The sequence below is a fragment of the Nonomuraea angiospora genome, assembly GCF_014873145.1.
In the GTDB taxonomy this organism is placed as follows: Bacteria; Actinomycetota; Actinomycetes; order Streptosporangiales; family Streptosporangiaceae; genus Nonomuraea; species Nonomuraea angiospora.
In genome coordinates this window covers 4,012,430-4,033,683 of the sequence record NZ_JADBEK010000001.1, presented here as the reverse complement: position 1 = coordinate 4,033,683, position 21,254 = coordinate 4,012,430, and the positions used below count along the sequence as shown (strand labels likewise).

Below are 21,254 nucleotides of genomic sequence, written 5' to 3'. Positions count from 1 at the left end.
CCATTCTTCCACTGAGTGGAAGCAGGATCTCGGCCAATCTCGGTCGAAGCAGCATGCTTCCCTCATGCGAACTCAGGTCGGGATCATCGGGGCAGGCCCCGCCGGGCTGCTCCTTTCCCACTTGCTCCACCTGCGCGGCATCTCCTCCGTGGTGCTCGAGAAGCGCAGCCGCGACTACGTCGAGCGGCGGGTGCGGGCCGGGGTGCTGGAGCAGGGCACGGTGGACACGCTGGTCGAGGCGGGCGTCGGCGAGCGCCTGCTGCGCGAGGGGCTGCCGCACCACGGCATCGAGCTCAGGTACGGGGGCGCGGGCCACCGCATCGCGTTCGACAAGCTCGTGCCGGGCAGGTCCATCACCGTGTACGGGCAGCAGGAGGTGGTCAAGGACCTGATCGCGGCCAGGCTGGCGGCGGGCGGCGACATCAGGTTCGAGGTCGAGGACGTGGAGGCGCACTCGCTGGAGTCCGAGCCCTATCTGACCTTCGGCGGCGAGCGGCTCGACTGCGACGTGATCGCCGGGTGCGACGGCTTCCACGGCGTGTCCAGGCCGGCCGTCCCCGAGGGCGTTCTGAGCGTTTACGAGCGGGACTATCCCTTCGCCTGGCTGGGCATCCTGGCCAGGGTGGCGCCCTCGTCGGAAGAGCTGATCTACACCAGGACCGAGCGCGGCTTCGCCCTGCACAGCATGCGCTCGCCCACCGTCAGCCGCTTCTACCTGCAGGTGCCGGCGGACGCGCGGGTGGAGGACTGGCCGGACGAGCGCGTCTGGGGCGAGCTGAAGGCCAGGCTGGAGAGCGTGCCAGGCTTCACGCTGACGACCGGCGAGATCATGGAGAAGGGCGTCACGCCGATGCGGGCGTTCGTGGCCGAGCCCATGCAGTACGGGCGGCTCTACCTCGCCGGCGACGCCGCCCACATCGTGCCGCCGACCGGCGCCAAGGGGCTCAACCTGGCCGTGGCCGACGTCCGCGTGCTGACCGAGGCGCTGGCCGCGTACTTCGCCGACGGCTCGACCGGGCTGCTCGACGGCTACTCCGCGGCGTGCCTGAAGCGGGTGTGGCGGGCCCAGCACTTCTCGTGGTGGATGACGACGCTGCTGCACACGTTCGAGGACGAGGACCCGTACGCGCGGCGGCTGCAGCTGTCGTACCTGGACTACGTGACCTCGTCGGAGGCCGCCGCGACGACCCTGGCCGAGAACTACGTGGGCCTGCCGTGAATGATGGCATGACTGAGGAGGTGGACCGCGTTGGGTTCTGACGGCGGCTTGCTCGCCCCGGTCTGGGCGGGGACGCGAGCGGAGGAGATCACCTCGGACGCGGCCTGGCTGCGGGCCATGCTGGAGGCCGAGGCGGCGCTCGCCCGCGCCCAGGCGCGGCTGGAGCTCATCCCGTCGGAGGCGGCCGCGGCCATCGACAGGACGGCCGCCGCGCTGGTGCTCGACCCGGCCGACCTGGCCAGGCGGGCCCGCCAGTCGGCCAACCCGGTCGTGCCCCTGGTGGCCGACCTGCGGCGGGCCGTGCCGGGCGCGGCGTCGTCCGTGCACCGGGGGGCGACCAGCCAGGACATCCTGGACAGCGCCGCCATGCTGGTGGCCACGCGGGCGATCCGCGGCATCGTGGGCGATCTGAGCGCGACCATGCGGGATCTCGGCGAGCTGGCCGGGCGGCACCGGGACACGGTGATGGCCGCGCGGACGCTGGGGCAGCAGGCGGTGCCGACCACGTTCGGGCTGAAGGCGGCGGGGTGGCTGGCCGGCCTCATGCGCGCCCGCGCCCGGCTCCGCGAGCTGCGCCTGCCGGCCCAGCTGGGCGGCGCGGCCGGCACCCTGGCCGCGTTCGCCGAGCTCGCGGGCGCCCCTGTTCCGGCATCGGGCGCGTCTTCCCCGCCGTCGGGCACGCGTGGCGTCGATCCGGGCACCGCGCTGCTGCTGGCCGAGGTGTTCGCCGAGGAGATCGGGCTGGCGGCGCCCCTGATGCCCTGGCACGCGGAGCGCTCTCCCGTCACCGAGCTCGGCGCGGCGCTCACCGCCACGGCCCGCGCGCTCGGCAAACCGGCCACCGACATCGTCCTCATGGCCCAGACCGAGGTGGGGGAGGTGGCCGAGTCGTCGGCCGGCTCCTCGTCGGCCATGCCGCAGAAACGCAATCCCGCCCTGTCCGTCCTGGTCCGGTCGGCCGCGTTCCAGGTGCCCGCGTACGCGCAGGTCCTCGGGCAGATCGGCGAGCACGAGCGGGCCGCGGGGGCCTGGCAGGCGGAGTGGCTGCCCCTGCGCGAGGCGCTGCGCCTGACGGGCGGCGCGGCCGAGACCGCCGCCGAGCTGGTGGCCGGGCTGCGGGTGTTCCCCGACCGGATGCGGGCCAACGCCGAGCTGACCGGCGGCCGGCTGGTCGCCGAGCGCCTGGCCGCCCACCTCGACCGCGAGGCGCTCGAAGCGGCCCTGTCCGCGGGCGGCCCGCTGGAGGGCCGCGCCGACCTGCTCGATCCTGCGGCGTACCTGGGGGCGGCCCCCGAACTCGTCGATCGCATCCTCGCCACCTACCGGGAGCAACCGTGAAACTCCACCACCGCATCGACGGCCCGGCCGGCGCGCCGCTGCTGGTGCTCGGGCCCTCGCTCGGCACCACGATGGAGGTCTGGCAGCCCCAGCTCCCCGCGCTCACCGGGTCCTGGCGGGTCCTCAGGTACGACCTGCCGGGCCACGGCGGCTCGGCGCCGGCCGCGGCCGGGTTCACCGTCGACGACCTGGCGGGGGCCGTGCTGGAGCTGGTCGAGGACGAGCGGTTCGCGGTCGGCGGCGTCTCCCTCGGCGGCGCGATCGCCGCCACCATCGCCGTCAAAGCCGGGCACCGGGTGCGCGGGCTGGTGCTGTGCTGCTCGTCGGCCAGGTTCGGCGAGCCGGGACCGTGGCTGGAGCGGGCGGCGCTGGTGCGCGGCAAGGGCATGGCGGAGCTCGTGCCGGCGCTGAGGGCCCGCTGGTTCACCCCCGGTTTCGACGGCCAGTGGGTGTTCGACCGGTTCGTGGAGGTGGACACGACGTCGTACGCGGCCTGCTGCGAGGCCCTCGCCGCCTTCGACCTGACCGGCCGCCTGGGGGAGATCGCCGCGCCCACGCTGGTGATCGCCGGCTCCGAGGACCCGGCCACGCCGCTCGACCACGCGCTCACCCTGGCCGGCGACATCCCGGGCGCTTCCCTGACGGTGGTGCCGAGGGCCTCGCACCTGGCCAACGTGGAGCGCCCCGACGCGGTGACGGCCGCCCTCCTGGGCCACCTGCGGAGCGCCGAGCCCGCCGAGGACGCCCTGGCGGCGGGCATGCGCACCAGGCGGGAGGTGCTCGGGGACGCGCACGTCGATCGGACGGTCGCCGCCACCACCGACTTCACCCGCGACTTCCAGGAGCTCATCACCCGCTACGCCTGGAACGAGATCTGGAACCGGCCCGGCCTGGACCGGCGCGCCCGCAGCTGCGTCACGCTCACCGCGCTCGTGGCCCGGGGGCAGCTGGAGGAGCTCGCCATGCACGTCCGCGCGGCTCTGCGGAACGGGCTCACGCGCGAGGAGATCAAGGAGGTGCTGCTCCAGACGGCCGTCTACTGCGGGGTTCCGGCCGCCAACGCCGCCTTCGCGGTGGCCCGCCGCACGCTCGCCGACATCGACGCGGAGGGTCTCTGACCTTGGGAGATGCTTTAAGGTTGTTTGGTGGTCTTTGAGGAGGGATGGGCGGTTTCGCCCTTGCGCTGGCTGATGAACACGCTGGGCGACGCCCAGCTCGCCCGGATGGACGGCGACCCCGGCCTGGTCGCCGCGGTCGACCAGCACGCGGCGGTGCTGCGCGACGCCATCCCGCTGGACCGGGAGACCCTGGGCGACTACCTGCTGGGCTTCCTCGACGAGCTGCGGGAGCGCGACTGGGTCTTCACCGGCGAGCCGGACGCGGCGGCGCTGCGGCTGACGGCGGTCTGCTGGCTGGCCCGCCGAGCCGGTTTCCTGGAGGACGGCCTCCCCGCCTGACCTCGCGGCCCCGGGCCAGGCGGGCGGACGGCTCAGTCCGGAGGCATCTCGGAGCGCGGCGGGGTGCTCGGGGTGGTCGGAGCGCCCGGAGCGGTCCCCGGGGCCCCCGGAGCGCCCGGGGTGGTGCGTACCGGCTCCCCGGCCATCGTGCGGGCGTCCTCACGCCCCCGCTGGTACGCCTCCGCGTGCGCCCTGGCCTGCGGGGCCTCCCGCTCGATCCGGCTCAGCCAGCGCTCCCAGCGCTGCTGCATCGGGCGGACGAGCCCGCCGCCGATGCCGATCGCCACGATCGCGCCGATGGTGGCGAGAACCGTGATCAGCACCGGAGTCGTGACCGTGGTGGCCACCCCGATCTGGTTGAGCGCGGCGATGATGCCGAGCGCCCAGATGAAGACGGCCGCGGCCGTCGCCACCCAGCGACCGTAGGTGAGCCCGCCGAGCGCGCCGGCGATGATGTCCTTGACTCCCATGGCGATCGCGCCCGCCACCACGATGATCACGATGGCGACCAGGGCCGCGGGCAGCCAGCCCACCACGCTGTTCAGCATCGACGAGATCGGGTTGGGCCCGAACACGCTGAAGGCGATCTGGAGGGTGACCAGCAGGATCGCATAGAAGACGATCTTGGCGAGCAGGCTCCGGGCGGTGTACTTGCTCTGTTCCAGCCAGCGCCGCACGCCGCTGCGCTCCACCGCCCGGTCGAAGCCGACGCGCTCGAGCACCTTGTCGACGATCTTCTGCAGCGCCTTGGCGATGATCCATCCGATGATGAGGATCACCAGGAACGCGACAAGTTTCGGGACGAACGTCGCTATCTGCCGCCAGGCATCCGTGATGCCCTGGCCTATGTTGATGTCCACGGTTTCCTCCTGTGAGGAGCCACTGCAACGGCGCTACCCGCACAGACACCGTGTATGCACACAGAGCAGTCGAAACTTCGCATAAGGCGACATTTCGGTCAGGGTCTTCCACGTTAGGATGATCGACATGCATCGCAGCCGGGTCTACGCCCTTCTGATCGACACCCCCGCCTCCGAGGCCGAGCAGGCGTCGGCGTTCTGGGCCGCGGCGCTCGGGGCCGACGCGCGCCCGCTGCCCGGGTACGAGCAGTTCACCTCGTTGCACGGAGCCGTTCCCGGCCTCGACGTGGCGGTCCAGGCGGTGGACGACGCGCCGAGGTTCCATCTCGACATCGAGACGGACGACGTCGAGGCCGAGACCCGGCGGCTGCTGGCGCTCGGCGCGACGGAGGTGTCGCGGTGGCAGGAGTGCCGCATCCTGCGGGCGCCCGGTGGGCACCTGCTCTGCGTGCTGCCCGCGGAGAGCGACCGGTTCGAGGCGGAGGCGCGGACCTGGCCCTGACCCGCGCTCACTCGCCCCTGGCGGCCTTCAGGTGCGCGGCGGCCGCCTGTTCGAGGTGGACGAGGTCGGAGGCCACGGTGGCGAACGTGAAGCCCTCGGCCAGGCGGCGCGCGGCCAGCTCGCCGGAGGGGTTGTGGATCCCGGCCGCGATCCCGGCCGCCTCGGCCGCCGTGCTGACCCTCACCAGCGCGGCCTCGAAGACGTCGGCGACCTCGGGGTCGTTCGGGAACCTGCCGCCCACGGCCAGGCACAGGTCGGACGGGCCCACGTACACGCCGTCCAGGCCGGGCGTGGCGCAGATCTCCTCGATGTTGGCCAGCCCGTCCGGCGTCTCGATCATGGCCAGCACCAGCACGCTCGCGTCGGCCTCCGCCGGGGTGGGGCCGATCCTGAGCATGGAGCGCATGGGTCCGTACGAGCGGCGGCCCTTGGCGGGGTAGCGGGCGGCGGACACGGCGCGGGCCGCGTCCTCGGCGGTGTCGACCAGCGGCACGATCACGCCGCCGGCGCCGTAGTCGAGCGCCCTGCCGATGGCCGCGGCCTCGCCGGACTCGACGCGCACCAGCCCGACCGAGCGGCCGCCCGCGTCGATGGCCATGAGGTTGGACAGCAGGCCCGCGTTCCCGATCAGCCCGTGCTGGGCGTCCAGCGCGACGTAGTCGTAGCCCAGCCTGGCCAGGCGCTCGGTGGCGACGGGGGCGTCCAGCACCACCCAGTAGCCGACGCACCGCTCGCGCTCGCGGATCCTTCTGGCGAACTCGGCTGCCGTCATGCGCGATCGATCTCCTCTGCCGGGATGTGGACGTGCTTGATGACTTTGCGGTGGTAGGTGTAGGCGACGTGCAGATCGCCGTCGGGGGTCTGCGCGATCGAAGGGTACGACAGCTCCCGGTTGAGCCCCTCGCGGGAGTTGTTGGTCATGCAGTAGCCGTCGCCCGTCTCGAGATCGCGCAGGTCGGGCCAGGTGCGGCCGCCGTCGGACGACAGGCCGAGCGTCAGCGGGGCCCGGGGCGCGCCCCAGAACGCCTTGCCCGCGGACTGGCCGTGGCCCTCGATCTCGTCGTAGAGCGAGGCGCGCCGCTCGGTCGCGTCCTGCCTGCTGCTGTTGTTGAACACCAGGGCCAGGCGGCCGTCGGCGAGCGGGGTGGCCTGGATGGAGGAGTTGTTGTTGGGCAGCGCGGTCGGCATGGGCGCGCTCCACGTCCGGCCCCCGTCGTGCGACCTGGACTCGTGGACGTGGTCCGCCCAGCGGCTGCGGAACAGGGCCAGCAGGGTGCCGTCCGGCAAGGGGAGCACGTTCATGTGCACGCAGCCCGTGCTGTCCGGGATCTCCTGGGGGCGCCAGGTCCGGCCGCGGTCCTGCGAGACGTACAGGGCGCTGGTGTCGTCGTCGCCCGCCCACTTGCCGGTGGCCGGGCGCTTGCAGCGGAAGGCCGGGAGCAGCCACCGGTCCTGGAGCACCACGATCGGCTGGCGGACGAAGACGCCGCCGCCGGGGTCGGCCGGGATCAGCGTGCGCACCGGCCCCCAGGAGTCGCCGCCGTCCGCGGAGACCCGCAGCCGGACCTCGGCGGTGTCCTGGTCGCCCGCGTGCTGGGCGGTGTAGAGCAGCCACAGCTCGCCGTCCGGGGTGGGGAACAGGACCGGGTTCTGCTCCGAACGGGTGCCGTCGTCGGAGAGCCGCACGGCCGGCGACCAGGCGCCGTCGCGGAGCCGGGAGAACCAGATGGAGATGTCGGGCATGCCCTCCTGGGTCCCGCCGAACCAGACGCAGGCCAGGTCGCCGCCCGGCAGCGGCATGAGATTGGCCGCGTGCGCCTGGACGGTGGGGGCGGGTAGCAGATTCATGGCTCCCTATCGGTTGTAGGCGGGCATCGGGCCGCGGAGCGTGTCGCCCACGGCGTCGCAGGCGGCGGCCACGTCGGCGGGCAGCGGCCCGGCGGCCAGCGCCGCCAGGTTCGCGCGCAGGTGGTCGATGCTCGACGCGCCGAGCAGCACCGCGTTCACCACCGGCTTGCCGGCCAGCCAGCGCAGCGACAGCTCGGCGAGCGGCACTCCCGCCGCCACGGCGATCGCGTCGAGCGCCTCGACGGCCTTGAACAGGTTGGCGTCCCAGTACCGCTTGCGGTACATCTCGGCCAGCCGCGAGTCGCCGAACCGCCCGCCGTCCGGCGCCCGGTCGAAGCGGTGCCGCCCGGTCAGCAGCCCGCCGCCCAGGGGGTTGTAGACCATCGTCCGCAGCCCGCTGGTGAGGGCGAACTCGGCGTACTCGTCCTCGATCCGCCTGGCCAGCAGGTTGTACAGCTGCTGGGCGACCACGGGAGCCGGGTGGATCCCGGCGATCTGCCAGGCGGCGTAGTTCGACACGCCCAGGCTGCCGATCTTGCCTTCGTCCTTCAGCGCGGCGACCGTGGCCAGGGTGGCCTCCAGCGGGGTCGCCCGGTCGGGCTGGTGCAGGTAGAACAGGTCCACGTGGTCCGTGCCGAGCCGCCGCAGGCTGCCCTCCAGGGCGGCCCGCAGGCCGGCCGGGGAGAGGGGCGCGTGCTCGCCGGCGTCCGGGTGGGGGATGCCGGCCTTGGTCGCCAGCACGACCCGGTCGCGGCGGCCGCGCAGCAGCTCGCCGAGGATCTCCTCCGCGGCCCCGCCCGCGTAGCCGTTGGCCGTGTCGACGCCGGTCACCCCGGCGTCGAGCGCGTGGTCGAGCATCCGCCCGGCCGTCCCGGCGTCCACGGTGTCACCGAACGTCATGGTCCCCAGGACCGGTTCGGGGCTCATCAAGGGGCTCCTTTCGCTGTCGCGAGGACGTCGCGCGGTTTGCGCCCCCGCATCGTCGTCGGGTCGAGCGCCGCCGCGCGCAGCGCCCGCGTGTACGGCTCGCGGGGCGAGGCGAGCACCGTCGCCGTCGGCCCGTGCTCGACCACCCGGCCCGCCCGCATCACCAGCACCTCGTCGCTGACCTCGCGCACCACGCCCAGGTTGTGCGAGATGAACACGTACGTCAGGCCGCTCTCCCGGCGCAGCTCGTTGAGCAGCGCCAGGACCTGGGCCTGCACGGACACGTCGAGCGCGCTGGTGGCCTCGTCGCAGACCAGCACCTCCGGCCGGCTGGCCAGCGCCCTGGCGATGCCGATGCGCTGCCGCTGCCCGCCGGAGAACTCCGCGGGCCGCCGCTGGAGCGCGCTCGACGGCAGGCCCACCCGGTCGAACAGGTCGGCCGCGGCGCGCTCCCGGTCCGCCTTGGAGCGCACACCGCGCAGTTTGAGCGGTTCGGCCACGATGTCGGCGGCCGTCATGCGCGGGTCCAGGGAGCCGTACGGGTCCTGGAAGACCATCTGGATCCGGGACCGGATCGGGCGCAGCCGCCGCTCGTTCATGCGGGCCAGGTCCTGCCCGTCCAGCAGCACCTCGCCCGAGGTCGGGGTGAGCAGCCGCACGAGCGCCCTGGCGATCGTGGACTTGCCGCAGCCGGACTCGCCGACCACGGCCAGGCAGCCGCCCTTGGCCACGGAGAAGCCGACGCCGTCCACGGCCCGGACCTTGCCGTTCGCGGTCGCGTACTCGACGACGAGGTCGCGCACCTCCAGCAGCGGCCCGCTCATCGGAACTCACCCAGCCGGGGCACGGCGCCGAGCAGCGAGCGGGTGTACTCCTCGCCCGGCGCGTCCACGATCTGCTCCACCTCGCCGCTCTCCACGAATCTCCCGTCCTTCATCACGTGGACGCGGTCGGACACCAGCCGCGCCACCCCGAGGTCGTGCGTGATCATCAGGATTCCCATGCCGGTGTCCTCCTGGAGCCTCAGCAGCAGGTCGAGGATGCCCGCCTGCACGGTGACGTCGAGCGCGCTGGTGGGCTCGTCGGCGACCAGCAGCTTGAGCCGCCCGGCCAGCGCGATGGCGATGAGCACCCGCTGCAGCATGCCGCCGGAGAACTGGTGGGGGTGGCGGCCGAGCTGCTTGCCCGGCTCCGGGATGCCGACCTGGGCCAGCAGGTCGGCGGCCCGCTCCGCCGCGGCCTTCCTGGACAGGCCCGGGTCGCGCAGCCGCACGGCCTCGCGCAGCTGGCCGCCGATGGTGTGCACCGGGCTGAGCGCGGTCATCGGGTCCTGCGGGATCAGCGCGACCGTCTCGGCGCGCAGCCGGGCCGCGGCGCGGGCGTCGGCGACCACGTCGTGGCCGTCGATCTCCACCCGTCCCGACATGACGGCCTCGTCGTCCGGCAGGAGCCGCAGCACCCCCATCGCGGTGGTCGACTTGCCGGAGCCGGACTCGCCGATGATCGTCACGGTCTCGCCGGGGTCGATGGAGAACGAGACCCCGTCCACGGCCCGCACCACGCCGCGGTCGGTCATCAACTCGATCCGCAGGTCCTCGACGTCGAGCATGCTCATCTCGCCGTCACCTCCGCTCGTACAGGGCGTCGCCGACGAGGTTGACGCCGACCACCAGCAGCACGATCACCAGTCCGGGCAGCGTCACCAGCCACCAGGAGGTGGTGATGTAGTCCTGGCCGTCGGAGATGATCCGCCCCCAGGTCGCGAACGGCCGCTGCGGGCCCGCGCCCAGGTAGCTGAGCGCGCTCTCCAGCAGCACGGCCTGGGCCAGCAGCAGGAGGACGACGAGCCCGGCGCGCCGGATGATGTTCGGGATGACGTGCACGGCCAGCACGCCGGCCCGGCGCAGGCCGAGCATGCGGGCGGCGTCCACGTACGGTTTCTCGCGTTCGACCAGCACCAGCGATCTGGAGATGCGGGCCACCTCCGGCCACTGCGCGAGCGCGATGACCACCGTGATCACCGGCACCGAGGCGCCGAACAGGGCGACCACGAGCAGCAGCATCATCAGCAGCGGCAGCGACAGCTGCGCCTCCAGCAGGCGGGAGACGATCGCGTCCACCCAGCCGCCGAAGTACCCGGCCGCGGAGCCGGCGAGGATGCCGACGAGCCCGGAGACCAGCACGGCGAGCACGCCGATCAGCAGCGACACCTGCCCGCCGTGCAGCACCCTGGCCAGCAGGTCCCTGCCGAGCTGGTCGGTGCCGAACAGGTGGCCGCCGGTCAGCGGCGGCAGCCGCCGCTGGCCGAGGTCCTGCAGGTTGGGGCCGGGAAGGGGCAGCAGGTTCGCCAGCACCACCGGCAGCACGACCACGGCCGTGCAGACCGTGCCGGCCACCAGCTTGAGCCGCCGGCTCCGGCGCCGCCTGGTGGCGGCGGCCCGCTTGAGCCGCGCGGGCGTGACGGCTGTGATCATCGGCTGACCGCCTTTCCCAGGCGAATGCGGGGATCGAGTACGGAGTAGGCCAGGTCCACCAGGAACTGCACCAGCACCGCCGCGGCGGCCGTGACCAGCACCGTGGCCTGGATCAGCGGGTAGTCCCTGGTCTCCAGCGCGCGCACCACCAGTGAGCCGACGCCGGGCCAGGCGAAGACCACCTCGACCACGACCACGCCGTTCACCATGGCGGCGAACCTCGTGCCGAGCGCCGTCAGCACCGGGATCGCCGAGTTGGCCATCGCGTACCGCCAGGTCAGGCCGAAGGCGGACACGCCGCGCGAGCGGGCGACGGTGAGGTAGGGGGCGGCGAGGTTCGCGCACATCTCGCGCCTGACCAGCCGCGAGATCAGCGCGATCTGTAGGACCGCGACCGTCAGCGTGGGCAGCACCAGCCCGCCCCACGTGGCGAACCCGGACGCGGGCAGCACCGGCACCACGATCGCGAACAACGTCAGCAGCATGACGCCGGTCCAGAACTCCGGCATGGACTGGCCGGCGATCGTCAGCACGTTCGCGGCCAGCTCCCTGCGGGTGTCGGCGCGCCGCGCCATCCACACGCCCAGGGGGATGGCGACCAGCGCCGTCACGAGGATCGCCGAGGTGGCCAGGGTGATCGTGTACGGGAGGCGGCCGAGCACGACGTCCAGCGCCGGGGCCTGGAAGGAGTAGGAGGTGCCGAAGTCCCCGGTCAGCAGGCTCTTCAGGAACAGCCCGTACTGCGTGAGCAGCGGCTGGTCCAGCCCGAACATGGCCCGCACCTTCGCCAGGTCCTCGGTCGTGGCCAGCGGCCCCGCGAAGGACGTGGCCGGGTCGCCGGGCGCCAGCCTGATCAGCACGAAGACGGTGGACACGGTGAGGAAGACGGTCAGGACGCTCTGCCCGAGCCGCCGCACGGCGTAACCGATCATGGCTCACCCGTCCAGCCGCAGCGCGGCGAGGTCGTAGGAATTGGTCGGCTCCAGCGCCAGGCCGCGCACCCGCCTGCGGTGCGCCAGCATCGTGCGCGGGACGAACGCCCACAGGCACGGCCAGCTGTCCCACACCGCCTGCTGGGCCTTGGCCACGACGGCCGCCCTGGCCTGCGCGTCCACCTCTTCCGCGGCGCGTCCGAGCAGCTCGACGACCTGGGGCTGGACGTAGCCCTGGTAGGTGTCGCGGGTCTTCTCCTTCTCGGGAGTGCCGCCGAACATGCCCTGCAGCGCCGAGTACGCCAGCCCGGTCGGGACCGAGAAGCCGTTGCCCAGGATGTCCCAGTCGCCGGCGCGGCCCTGCCGCCACTTGGAGATGTCGCCGCCCGGCTCGAACTGCTGCAACGAGCAGCGCACGCCGATCTGTTCGAGCATCTGCTGCACGCCCTCCATGAGGAGGCTGTCGCTGGGGAACTCGCCGGTCTCCCAGATGATCTTGAGGTTCAGGTCGGCCGGCTTGACCCCGGCCTCGGCCAGGAGCCGGATGGCCATGGCCGGGTCGTAGGCGTACTGGCCGGTCTTGACCGCGCCGGACAGGATGCCGCTGACCACGCCGTCGGCCGGGATGGCGGTGCCCTGGAGCACGTCCTCGGCCAGCCTCTTGCCGTCCACGGCGAACGTCAGCGCCCGGCGCACCCGCGCGTCGGCCAGCGGGTGGCCGGGCGGTTTGCGGAAGTTGAAGAACAGCTGGTTGATGCGGGTGCCGACGGCCGAGGTCAGCTCGACGTCCGGCAGGTTGCGCAGCTGCTCGGCCGAGTCGGGCGAGATCGTGTCGATCACGTCGATCTCGCCGCTGCGCAGGGCCACGACGCGGCTGGACTCCTCCTGGATGAACCGCACGTGCACGGTGCTGAGCCGCGGCTTCGGCCCCCAGTAGGCCGGGTTCGCGCGCAGGGTGTAGACGCCGGCGCCGCGGTCGGACCGCACCACCGTGTACGGCCCGCTGCCGACCCCGCTCTGCAGCTCGGCCGGCTGGTTGGCCGACGACGGGGTGATGAGGATGTTGGCCATCAGGTAGTCGAGCACCGGCAGCGGCTTGTCGCTGCGCAGCCGGAACGTGCGCTCGTCGTCCTGCTCCACCCGTGGCCACTCGGGGAAGAAGGAGGCGATGAACGACCCGTTCACCTTCTGGTACATCTCCAGCGCCGTCGCCACGTCCTTGGGGGTGACGGGGGAGCCGTCGGAGTAGCGGGCGCCGGCGCGCAGCCGCACGGTCCACTCGGTGGGGGCGGTGAGCCGGAAGCTCTCGGCGAGCACCGGCTCGGGGGTCAGCTTGGGGCCGATCCTCGTCAGCGCCTGGCGCACGCCGCGCTGCACGGTGACGGCCGCCTCGAACTGGTTGAGCTTGTTGTCCAGGGAGACCAGGGAGCGGTTGAGCGCCAGGACCATCGATCCAGGCGCGGGGCTCCCGGTCGGGCCCGCGCAGCCGGCCGCGAGGCCCAGGCCCATCGCCGCGCCCGTCCAGAGGAAGGTGCGGCGTGAGATTTCGGGGGGTGTGGACTGAGTCATTCAGCCCTCCATCGAACGGGGATGTCGTTCTGTCGTGCGGTGGCTTTGTCGTTCTGGGGGGTGATTGCGGGAAACCTCCGCGTTACTTGCCGGCAACTGTGGCATAGCTTGCGCGTTTCGTGCAATACTCACCGCGTGATTTACGCAAGTCGAGGTGAGGGCGCATGTTCGTCCTAGCGGACGACCTCACGGGGGCGGCGGAGACGGCGGCGGCGCTCATGTCTCCCGGCCGCCCTGCGCGGATCGCGCTGTCCGTCCCCGTCGCGGCCGCTGCCCTGGTGGTCACGGATCTGGACAGCCGGCACCACCCGAGGGCGTTCGACCTGGTACGGGAGGCGCTCGCTCATGCGGGTGACCGGCGGGTCTTCGTCAAGGTCGACTCCCTGCTGCGCGGCGACGTGGCCGCCACGGTCGCCGCCTGCCTCGACGCCCCGGTGGTCTTCGCCCCGGCGCTGCCGTCCGCCGGTCGCACGGTCGTGGGCGGGGTGCCGTACGTTCACGGCGTACCGCTGCGCGAAACGCGCGCATGGCGCGCAGAACCCCGCCCCGCTCCCGCCACCGTGGCCGAGGCGCTGGGGGACGTCCCGTGGGTCCACGTGCCCGTGGGCGCCGACCTGCCCGCCGTCCTCGCTACCGGACGGGTGGCCGTCTGCGACGCCGAGACGGACGCCGACCTGGACGCCATCGTGGCCGCCACCCTCGGGGGCCCGGCCCGCCTGATCGGCTCGGGCGGCCTGGCCACCGCCCTCGGCCGCGCCCTGAACGCAGCCCGCCCATCCGCGACGGGCTCGCTCTCCTTGGACGCCGGCTCTCGCGCACCTGGGAGCGGCTCGGCCCGTCTGGACGCCGGCTCACGCGCACCTGGGAGCGGCTCGGCCCGCCTGGACTCGGCTGCCGTTCCCGGCTCCTGCACGGCGTCGCCCGCGAACGGTCGGCTGCTGGTGGTGGTCGGGACGGCAGAACCGAGGGCGGCCGGGCAGGTCAGGCTGCTCGTGGAGCACGGGTTCACCCACGTGACGCTCCGGCCCCCGGACGCCGCGGTCGCGGGGCCCGATGCCGTTGGGCCCGGCTGCCCGCATGTGACGGCGGCGGAGCGCGTACGGGACGCGCTGACCTCAGGCCCTGTCGTGCTGACGGTGAGCGGCCCGGCCCTGACCCGTGCCCTCGCCGAGGTGGTACGCGAGGCACTCGGGGAGACCCCCGCCGACCTGGTCCTCACCGGAGGCGAGACCGCCAGACGGGTCCTGGACGCGCTGGGGGTACGCGAGCTGATCCCCCTGGACCAGGTCCACCACGGCGCCGTCCACAGCCGCACCCCTCAGGGCCACTCGGTGGTCACCAGACCGGGCAGCTTCGGGACCACCGACAGCCTCCTCCGCATCGCCACCCACCTCAACCCGGACCTCCGACCCAACTCCGACCCAACTCCGACTCGGACTTGAAAGGCTGACATGAGCAGTACTCCTCTCATCGCCCTCACCATGGGAGACGGCGCCGGCGTGGGGCCGGAGGTGATCGTCGGCGCGCTCCTCGCCCCCGAGACCGCCGCGTTCTGCCGCCCGGTGGTCATCGGCGACGCCGCCCGCCTGCGTATGGCCGCGACGTTCCTCGGCGTCAGCCCGGACGTGGTCACGGTGGACGGCGTCGCCGGAGCGGTGTTCGAGGCGGGGCGGATCAACGTCATCGACCCCGGCCTCCTCCCCGAGGACCTGCCGTGGGGCGAGGTGTCGCCGGTCGCGGGCCACGCGGCCTACGAGTACGTACGGCTGGCCGGCGAGCTGGCGATGGCCGGGGACGTACAGGCGATCTGCACCGCACCCCTGAACAAGGAGGCCCTGCACGCGGCTGGCCACATCTTCCCCGGCCACACCGAACTCCTCGCCCACCTCACCGGGACCGATGAGGTGTCGATGATGCTGTCCACCCCCAAGGTCAAGGTCATCCACGTCACCACCCACGTCGGCCTGATCGACGCGGTCGCCCGCATCGAGCCCGGCCTCGTGGAGCGGACCGTCCGGCGCGGCGAGGCGGCCATGCGCGGCTCCGGCATCGAACGCCCCAAGATCGGCGTCTGCGGCATCAACCCGCACGCGGGGGAGAACGGCCTGTTCGGGTACGGCGAGGAGGAGGAGAAGATCGTCCCCGCGCTGGAGCGCCTCCAGGCCGAAGGCATGGACGTCCACGGCCCGCTCCCGGCCGACACGGCGTTCTTCCTGGCCGGCCGCGGCGACTATGACCTGATCGTCGCCATGTACCACGACCAGGGCCACGGCCCGGTCAAGATCCTGGGCCTGGAGGCGGGCGTCAACATCACGGTGGGCCTGCCCGTCATCCGTACGTCGGTGGACCACGGCACCGCTTTCGACATCGCAGGAAAGGGCGTGGCGGACGCCGGTAGCATGATCGAAGCCCTCCGCCAGGCGGCCGAGCTGTCGTCCGCGCAGGGCGTGTGAGGGGGAGGGACCGTCCATGGGCCGCGCAGCACAGGTTCGCCGCGACGAGATCGTCCGGCTGGCCACCACCACCGGCCTGACCAGCGTCGAGGAGCTGTCGGCCCAGCTGGGCGTGACGGCCTCCACCATCCGCCGCGACCTGGCCCACCTCAAGGCCGCGGGCCTGCTGGCCCGTACGTACGGCGGCGCCATGGCCGTGGTCACCCACCCGGAGGCCTCGCTCAGGCAACGTATCGGCGAGGCCTTCGAGGCGAAACGGGCGATAGCCGCCTGGGCGGCCTCCCGGATCCGGCCCGGCGAAACCATCCTCCTCGACGCCGGCTCGACCACGGGCGCCCTGGCCCACGAGCTGCGTACCGCCGTGGACCTGACCGTCGCCACCACCGGCCTGAACGCCCTCCAGGAGCTCGCGGGCGCGACGGGCGTACACGTCGAATGCCTCGGCGGCACCCTCCGCCACGTGAGCCAGGGCTTCATCGGCCCCCTGGCGGAGGCGGCCCTGAGCCGGATGACCTTCGACCGGGTCTTCCTGGGCGCCGACGGGGTGACGGCGGAGGACGGCATCTGCGAGGCCAGCCTGCAGCAGACCCGCCTCAAGGAGCTCATGATCGCCCGCTCCCGCCACGTCTACCTGCTCGTCCACGCCACCAAACTGGGCCGCCGCCCCTTCCACGCCTGGGCCCGCATGCCCGACGCCTGGACCCTCGTAACGGACTCCTCCGCAACCCCCGACTCCCTCAAACCCTTCACCGCCAAGGGCATAGAAACCATCGTCGTAACCCCCGAGTAGGCGGGGCGGGCTCACCCACCCCTTGCCCATCCGGGTGGTGACGCGACTGACACCCGCCCCGAACCAAAGGTGCTCGCTCCGCTCGCGCGCTCTTCCAGGCGGGCTGAAGCCCGCCCCCTGTTCGTCCTCGCTTCGCTCGGGCGCCTTCCAGAGCGCTTTCGCCCCTGATTGCCGGGCGGGACGCCGGAATTTCCCGGCGAGGCGGGCACAGCCGGACCTTGGAGGCATTCTTCGTAACGGAATTCGGCGCCCAGGGCCGTCTTGCCTTCGGGCTCGTCGCAGTGCCGGAACGCTCGCGCAGCCCGGCCGAATATGGTTGGCGCCCGCCGTTGGACGGCGGATAAGGTTCCGCCATGCGGGACGAGATCTACCACTACAACCAGGACCGCTGGGAAGCCCTTGTTGAGGCGGATGCGTTGTTCACTCGTCCTATGCTCGACCTGGATGCCGAGAAGGCCCGGGCCTATCTGGGCCTGGAGAGGCTGGGCATCGACGGCGACCTGGCCGGCCGGAAGGTGCTCTGCCTGGCTGGAGGAGGCGGGCAGCAGTCTGCCGCCTTCGCTCTTCTCGGAGCCGACGTGACGGTTCTCGACATCTCGTCCGGGCAACTGGAGCGGGACCGCTCGGCCGCCGAGCACTACGGTGTCGGCATCCGCACGATCCAAGGGGACATGCGGGACCTGTCGGCCCTCGACGACTCCTCGTTCGACCTGGTCTGGCATCCGTACTCGCTGACCTTCGTCCCGGACTGCCGGATCGTTTTCCGCGAGGTCGCGCGAGTCGTCGCCGAAGGCGGCTGCTACTACCTGATGTGCGCCAACCCATTCTTCTCCGGGCTCACTCACCACTCGTGGAACGGGGAGGGCTACACACTGAAGCACTCCTACACGGACGAGGCCGCGACCAGCTATCCCGACCAGGCCTGGGTCTACGACCGCGAGCAGGCCGGCCGTCGCATCCGCGACCCCAGGGAGTACAGGCAGACGCTGAGCCGGATAGTCAACAGCCTGATCCGGGAAAGCTTCACGCTGACGTTCCTTTCCGAGGTCAGCGGGGACTACCCCGGTGCTGAACCTGGCAGCTGGGCGCACTTCACGGGGGTGGCTCCGCCGTGGCTGGAATTCGTCTGGCAGTACTCCCCGGCGTCCTCGTAACGTGACGGCGTCCGGGGGCACGGGTAGCCGCGGACAACGAGGTCGACGCCGCAACCGGTGAGATGCCTAGGGCTGGGGTGCGTCGGCCGGAGTGCGGGCTCCGGCGGGTAGGGCTGGGGTGCGTCGGCCGGAGTACGGGCTCCGGGCGGGGCGGGGCCGGGTCCGGCTCCAGGTGGGGCGGAGCCCGGGTGCGTCGCCGGACCACCTCGCCGGGTCAACGCGGCCCCCCGCTCAAGCCGGAACAGCGAGAAACCCCAGGTGGTTATTGCAGCCTGGGGTTTCTCGTGATGGTGGACGATACTGGGATTGAACCAGTGACCTCTTCCGTGTCAGGGAAGCGCTCTCCCGCTGAGCTAATCGTCCGTATTGAGTTAGAACTCAGAGCGGAAGACGGGATTCGAACCCGCGACCCTCACCTTGGCAAGGTGATGCTCTACCACTGAGCCACTTCCGCGTGGTGCTGTCTTTACTTTAGCGGATCCCGAGGGGTCCGCCGGTCGGCCGAGGTGGAGACGGGATTTGAACCCGTGTAGACGGCTTTGCAGGCCGCTGCCTCGCCTCTCGGCCACTCCACCTTGGAGTCTTGCTCCGAGCGGAAGACGGGATTCGAACCCGCGACCCTCACCTTGGCAAGGTGATGCTCTACCACTGAGCCACTTCCGCGTTAATCCCGGGCGACGTGCGCCGGGCTACGGGAAAACCATATCGTCTTCCTGGAGTGCCCGTGCGCACTGAGAGGCCACGCGGCGAAATTCAGCGCGTCAGGCGCACGTCCTTGGCCATGACGAACATCACCCGGTGACCGAGTTGTATCTGGTAGTAGCGGGTTTGTCCGGTTGTGGTGACGTGTTTGGCCGGGCTGAAGGCGCCGGCTGAGTAGTAGGAGCCGGTGATCGTGTCGCCCACCGTGTACGTCTGGCTGGGGCCGATCTTGTACTGGAGCGGGGCCAGCGGCTGGTACGACGCCAGCTTGTAGGCGGACTGCTCCGGGAACGCGCGGCCGTACACCCTGGTCCCCGGCCGGAGCGGGGTCACCAGCGGGCCCCTGGCGGGGACGGCGGTGGGGTTGTCGGGCGGGTTGTGGAACCAGGCCTTCTGGCCGAGGTACCAGATGGCCGTCCAGTCGTCCTGCCGGTCCGCCACCGCGTAGCGCTGGCCGGTGGAGGCGCGGGCGCTGTGGTCGTACACGCTGTACGTGCTGGGCTTGCCCGGATGTTTGCCCGGGTCGTGGACCAGGGGGGACGACTCGCGCGGCTCCTGGTGCAGCCAGACCGTGGCGGCGCCGTGCGGCGGGCACGCCTTGTCCGGCTTGACGGCGACGCAGCCGGTGAAGCGGGGCCGGTTGGTGGCGTACGAGGGGCGGATCATGATGGAGTTGCCGCTCTGCACCCCCTTGAGCGGCCTGCCCAGCAGGTCGAAGTAGTGCGACCAGTCCCAGTACGGCCCGGGGTCCTCGTGCATGCCCGCGACCATCTTCGGGGTGGTGCCGGGGACGTTGTCGTGGCCGAGGATGTGGGCCCGGTTGAGCGGGATGCGGTACTTGCCGGCCAGGTATCTGACCAGCTTGGCCGACGAACGGTACATCGCCTCCGTGTACCAGGTGCCCTTGGCCAGGTAGCCCTCGTGCTCGATCCCGATCGAACGGGTGTTGACGTCCCAGTTGCCCGCGTGCCAGGCGATGTCGTTGGTCGCCACGTGCTGGGCGACATGTCCGTCCCGGGAGCGGATCGTGTAGTGCCAGCTCACGTACCTCGGGTTGCGGATCAAGGACGGGACGCCCTGATAGGAGCCCTCCGTGTCGTGGATGACGATGTAGTCGACGGAACGGGAGCGGCTCAGGCGGTCGTGGTTGCCGTAGTCGCGGTGCTTCTTCCTGCCGAAGCGCTCGTAGGCGGCGGGTATCCATTCGCAGGCGAGCGAGCTGGGGCACTCCACCTGCCCGCCGTTTCCGGTCTTCTCCACGTTTCCGGGTTCCGTCCAGTTCTCGTCAGGGTCGGTCTCATCGTCCGTCCCGGCTTCCTCCCCGAAGAAGGTGTCGAACTGGTCGTCGTACGGGGGCGGTGGGTCGTTGCGGGTCTGCTCGTCGACCACGGGCGGGGCGGCGGCGGGGTCCTTATGGGCGCGGGTGTCCGCCTGCTCGCCGGTGACGGTGGCGGAGTTCTTGGAGGTCGCGAAGTCCTCGGCGGTGGCGGCGACGGGGTGGGGGAGGTTGGGCACGGGTTCGAGGCGTACCAGGTGGCCGTCGTCGGTACGCCGCCGCGCGCCCTCCCGCATCACCGAGAACACCTCGTCGGCGAACTCCCGGGCCGCGGCCGCGTCCTCCGCACCCGAGTAGCGGGCGACGGCCGCGTACCAGTCGGCCGGGTTGCCGCTCGGGCGCTCCTGGTAGGAGGCGAGGAGTGCGGCGCCGCCCCTGATGTTGGCGGCCGGGTCGGTGCGCAGCAGGGCGGGGTCCGCGCCGATGAGGCGCCCGGCCTCGGGCAGCGTGGTGGGCGGCGCCGACGCGCTCAGCGCCGACATGGGAGGGGCTTCGGCGAACGTACGGGGCATCGGGCGCGCCTCGTCCCCACGGGCGTCGCCGAGCGCGTCACCGATCGGCCCCGCGTGCCCGCCACCGGTCGCGGAGACGTCCTGGGCGGCGCCGGACAAGGGGCCGAGCGTGTCGGCGGGGAAGGCGTCCACCAGGTGCATCGGCCCGTAGCCGCCCGCCGTGCTGGGCGACCCGCCGTTGGCGTCCCAGCGGGACTCCAGGTACGAGACGCCGAGCAGCACGCTCTCCGGCACCCCGAACTCCCGGGCGGCCGCGGCGAACTCGGCCTGCCGCCCGGAAGGGTTCGCGGGGGAGAGGCCGGGTGGGCCGGCGAGGGCAGGGGCGGTCCGGTGGCCGGAGCTCGCGAGGGCGAGGCCGGGCGGGCGTCCTGGGGCAGAGCCGGATGCGGGCACGTCCGCGGGCGCGGTGAACGTGCCGGCGGTCAGGGCGGCGGCGAGCCAGAGGCGCATGACATCTCCCCCAGGAAGGTCACGATACGACTACTCACCGTAACCTTTCCCAGAAAGGGATGGGTCAGACGGGTCGGATGATACGCATGAGATCCGCCAGATCGGCTTCGAACTCGGCATCCCAGTCATCGGGCGTCAGATGCCCGGCCAGCCGGCGATGGGCGGGCGCGTCGGCTCCCCGGCTGAGCCTGATGTCGCGGGAGGCGTCGGAGAAGCGCCCGCTCACCTCGGAGAGCGCGAACCCCATCACGAACGTGCTCACCAGCCGCTCGATCCGGGGGACGTCGGCCTCCGGCACGCCCGCGTCGAGCAGCGCCTGGTAGAGCTGGTCGACCACCTGGACCCCGTCGGGCGTCACCGAGGTGCGCAGCAGCAGGAGCGGGAAGACCGACGGGTGCTCGCGGGCCAGCCGCCGGGTGGCCCAGGCGATCGCGCCCAGGCGCTCCTGCCAGGTCTGCCCGGGATCGCCGGGTGCGAGCCGGTCGAGCAGGCGGCCGACGAGGCCGTCGAGCAGCTCATCCTTGTTCCGGAAATATCCGTACAGGGCCATGGGCGTCACCCCGACCCGCTCGGCGACGGCCCGCATGGACAGGGCTTCCAGGCCGCGCTCGTCGGCGATGGCGAGGGCCGCGTCGAGGATTTCCGGCTGCCGGGAGGTCTTGAGCTTCCGCACCGCGTCAGTCTACAGTGTAGAGCAGTCTACATCGTAGACTGGGAAGGGGCATGGGCTG

20 protein-coding genes and 4 tRNA genes are annotated in these 21,254 nt (G+C 72.1%); 9 read left to right on the top strand and 15 right to left on the bottom strand.

Going from position 1 to position 21,254, the window contains the following annotated elements; genetic code table 11:
- Positions 1-64 precede the first annotated feature (64 nt).
- Genes H4W80_RS18235 through H4W80_RS18220 form a run of 4 tightly spaced genes read left to right on the top strand, consistent with a single transcriptional unit; the run spans position 65 to position 4,014 of the window.
- Positions 65-1,219: a 4-hydroxybenzoate 3-monooxygenase gene (locus H4W80_RS18235; RefSeq protein ID WP_192786188.1), complete on the top strand. Its 1,155-nt coding sequence runs from the start codon at positions 65-67 to the stop codon at positions 1,217-1,219.
- A gap of 30 nt (positions 1,220-1,249) precedes the next feature.
- Entirely contained in the window at positions 1,250-2,557 is a 1,308-nt protein-coding gene (locus tag H4W80_RS18230) for a lyase family protein (RefSeq protein ID WP_225963521.1), read from the top strand.
- Positions 2,554-3,675, top strand: a complete 1,122-nt coding sequence (gene pcaDC / locus H4W80_RS18225; protein WP_318786926.1) for a bifunctional 3-oxoadipate enol-lactonase/4-carboxymuconolactone decarboxylase PcaDC — start codon at positions 2,554-2,556, stop codon at positions 3,673-3,675. The genes H4W80_RS18230 and pcaDC overlap by 4 nt, the downstream gene beginning before the upstream one ends.
- Before the next feature lie 60 nt (positions 3,676-3,735).
- Positions 3,736-4,014 carry a DUF6401 family natural product biosynthesis protein gene (locus H4W80_RS18220; protein WP_225963520.1) on the top strand — a complete coding sequence of 93 codons (279 nt, stop codon included), beginning with the start codon at positions 3,736-3,738 and terminating at the stop codon, positions 4,012-4,014.
- A gap of 32 nt (positions 4,015-4,046) precedes the next feature.
- Here the strand turns inward: H4W80_RS18220 and H4W80_RS18215 are convergent, their stop codons facing one another.
- Positions 4,047-4,868: a mechanosensitive ion channel family protein gene (locus tag H4W80_RS18215; RefSeq protein ID WP_192793580.1), complete on the bottom strand. Its 822-nt coding sequence runs from the start codon at positions 4,866-4,868 to the stop codon at positions 4,047-4,049.
- Positions 4,869-5,001: 133 nt separating this feature from the next.
- Between H4W80_RS18215 and H4W80_RS18210 the strand changes: the two genes are divergently transcribed.
- A complete protein-coding gene (locus tag H4W80_RS18210) occupies positions 5,002-5,376 on the top strand; it encodes a VOC family protein (protein ID WP_192786186.1) in 375 nt (124 codons plus the stop codon).
- 7 nt (positions 5,377-5,383) lie between these two features.
- Here the strand turns inward: H4W80_RS18210 and H4W80_RS18205 are convergent, their stop codons facing one another.
- Genes H4W80_RS18205 through H4W80_RS18170 form a run of 8 tightly spaced genes read right to left on the bottom strand, consistent with a single transcriptional unit; the run spans position 5,384 to position 13,126 of the window.
- Positions 5,384-6,148 carry an HpcH/HpaI aldolase family protein gene (locus H4W80_RS18205; RefSeq protein WP_192786185.1) on the bottom strand — a complete coding sequence of 255 codons (765 nt, stop codon included), beginning with the start codon at positions 6,146-6,148 and terminating at the stop codon, positions 5,384-5,386.
- Positions 6,145-7,224: a sialidase family protein gene (locus tag H4W80_RS18200; RefSeq protein WP_192786184.1), complete on the bottom strand. Its 1,080-nt coding sequence runs from the start codon at positions 7,222-7,224 to the stop codon at positions 6,145-6,147. The genes H4W80_RS18205 and H4W80_RS18200 overlap by 4 nt, the downstream gene beginning before the upstream one ends.
- A gap of 6 nt (positions 7,225-7,230) precedes the next feature.
- Entirely contained in the window at positions 7,231-8,151 is a 921-nt protein-coding gene (locus tag H4W80_RS18195) for an aldo/keto reductase (protein ID WP_192786183.1), read from the bottom strand.
- On the bottom strand, positions 8,151-8,975 hold the full coding sequence (locus H4W80_RS18190; protein WP_192786182.1) for an ATP-binding cassette domain-containing protein: 825 nt from the start codon (positions 8,973-8,975) through the stop codon (positions 8,151-8,153). Before H4W80_RS18190 ends, H4W80_RS18195 begins: the two co-directional genes overlap by 1 nt.
- Positions 8,972-9,766: an ABC transporter ATP-binding protein gene (locus H4W80_RS18185; RefSeq protein ID WP_192786181.1), complete on the bottom strand. Its 795-nt coding sequence runs from the start codon at positions 9,764-9,766 to the stop codon at positions 8,972-8,974. The genes H4W80_RS18190 and H4W80_RS18185 overlap by 4 nt, the downstream gene beginning before the upstream one ends.
- 7 nt (positions 9,767-9,773) lie before the next feature.
- On the bottom strand, positions 9,774-10,625 hold the full coding sequence (locus tag H4W80_RS18180) for an ABC transporter permease (protein WP_192786180.1): 852 nt from the start codon (positions 10,623-10,625) through the stop codon (positions 9,774-9,776).
- Positions 10,622-11,557 carry an ABC transporter permease gene (locus H4W80_RS18175; RefSeq protein WP_192786179.1) on the bottom strand — a complete coding sequence of 312 codons (936 nt, stop codon included), beginning with the start codon at positions 11,555-11,557 and terminating at the stop codon, positions 10,622-10,624. Before H4W80_RS18175 ends, H4W80_RS18180 begins: the two co-directional genes overlap by 4 nt.
- Before the next feature lie 3 nt (positions 11,558-11,560).
- Positions 11,561-13,126, bottom strand: a complete 1,566-nt coding sequence (locus H4W80_RS18170; protein ID WP_192786178.1) for an ABC transporter substrate-binding protein — start codon at positions 13,124-13,126, stop codon at positions 11,561-11,563.
- Between the two features lie 164 nt (positions 13,127-13,290).
- Between H4W80_RS18170 and H4W80_RS60785 the strand changes: the two genes are divergently transcribed.
- From H4W80_RS60785 to H4W80_RS18155, 4 genes are all read left to right on the top strand, one after another.
- Positions 13,291-14,568, top strand: a complete 1,278-nt coding sequence (locus H4W80_RS60785) for a four-carbon acid sugar kinase family protein (protein WP_225963519.1) — start codon at positions 13,291-13,293, stop codon at positions 14,566-14,568.
- A 9-nt stretch (positions 14,569-14,577) separates the two neighbouring features.
- Positions 14,578-15,579, top strand: coding sequence for a 4-hydroxythreonine-4-phosphate dehydrogenase PdxA (pdxA, locus tag H4W80_RS60780; protein ID WP_225963518.1), 1,002 nt, complete (start codon positions 14,578-14,580; stop codon positions 15,577-15,579).
- A gap of 16 nt (positions 15,580-15,595) precedes the next feature.
- Positions 15,596-16,369: a DeoR/GlpR family DNA-binding transcription regulator gene (locus H4W80_RS18160; RefSeq protein WP_192786177.1), complete on the top strand. Its 774-nt coding sequence runs from the start codon at positions 15,596-15,598 to the stop codon at positions 16,367-16,369.
- 353 nt (positions 16,370-16,722) lie between these two features.
- Entirely contained in the window at positions 16,723-17,523 is an 801-nt protein-coding gene (locus tag H4W80_RS18155; RefSeq protein WP_192786176.1) for a class I SAM-dependent methyltransferase, read from the top strand.
- Between the two features lie 288 nt (positions 17,524-17,811).
- Here the strand turns inward: H4W80_RS18155 and H4W80_RS18150 are convergent.
- From H4W80_RS18150 to H4W80_RS18125, 6 genes are all read right to left on the bottom strand, one after another.
- Positions 17,812-17,886: transfer RNA gene (locus tag H4W80_RS18150), tRNA-Val, on the bottom strand.
- A gap of 19 nt (positions 17,887-17,905) precedes the next feature.
- A tRNA-Gly gene (locus H4W80_RS18145) sits at positions 17,906-17,977 on the bottom strand.
- A 50-nt stretch (positions 17,978-18,027) separates the two neighbouring features.
- Positions 18,028-18,098, bottom strand: a tRNA-Cys gene (locus H4W80_RS18140).
- A 16-nt stretch (positions 18,099-18,114) separates the two neighbouring features.
- Positions 18,115-18,186: transfer RNA gene (locus tag H4W80_RS18135), tRNA-Gly, on the bottom strand.
- 90 nt (positions 18,187-18,276) lie between these two features.
- Positions 18,277-20,523, bottom strand: coding sequence for a peptidoglycan recognition protein family protein (locus tag H4W80_RS60775; RefSeq protein ID WP_225963517.1), 2,247 nt, complete (start codon positions 20,521-20,523; stop codon positions 18,277-18,279).
- A 64-nt stretch (positions 20,524-20,587) separates the two neighbouring features.
- Positions 20,588-21,196 carry a TetR/AcrR family transcriptional regulator gene (locus tag H4W80_RS18125; protein WP_318786924.1) on the bottom strand — a complete coding sequence of 203 codons (609 nt, stop codon included), beginning with the start codon at positions 21,194-21,196 and terminating at the stop codon, positions 20,588-20,590.
- Positions 21,197-21,254: the final 58 nt, after the last annotated feature.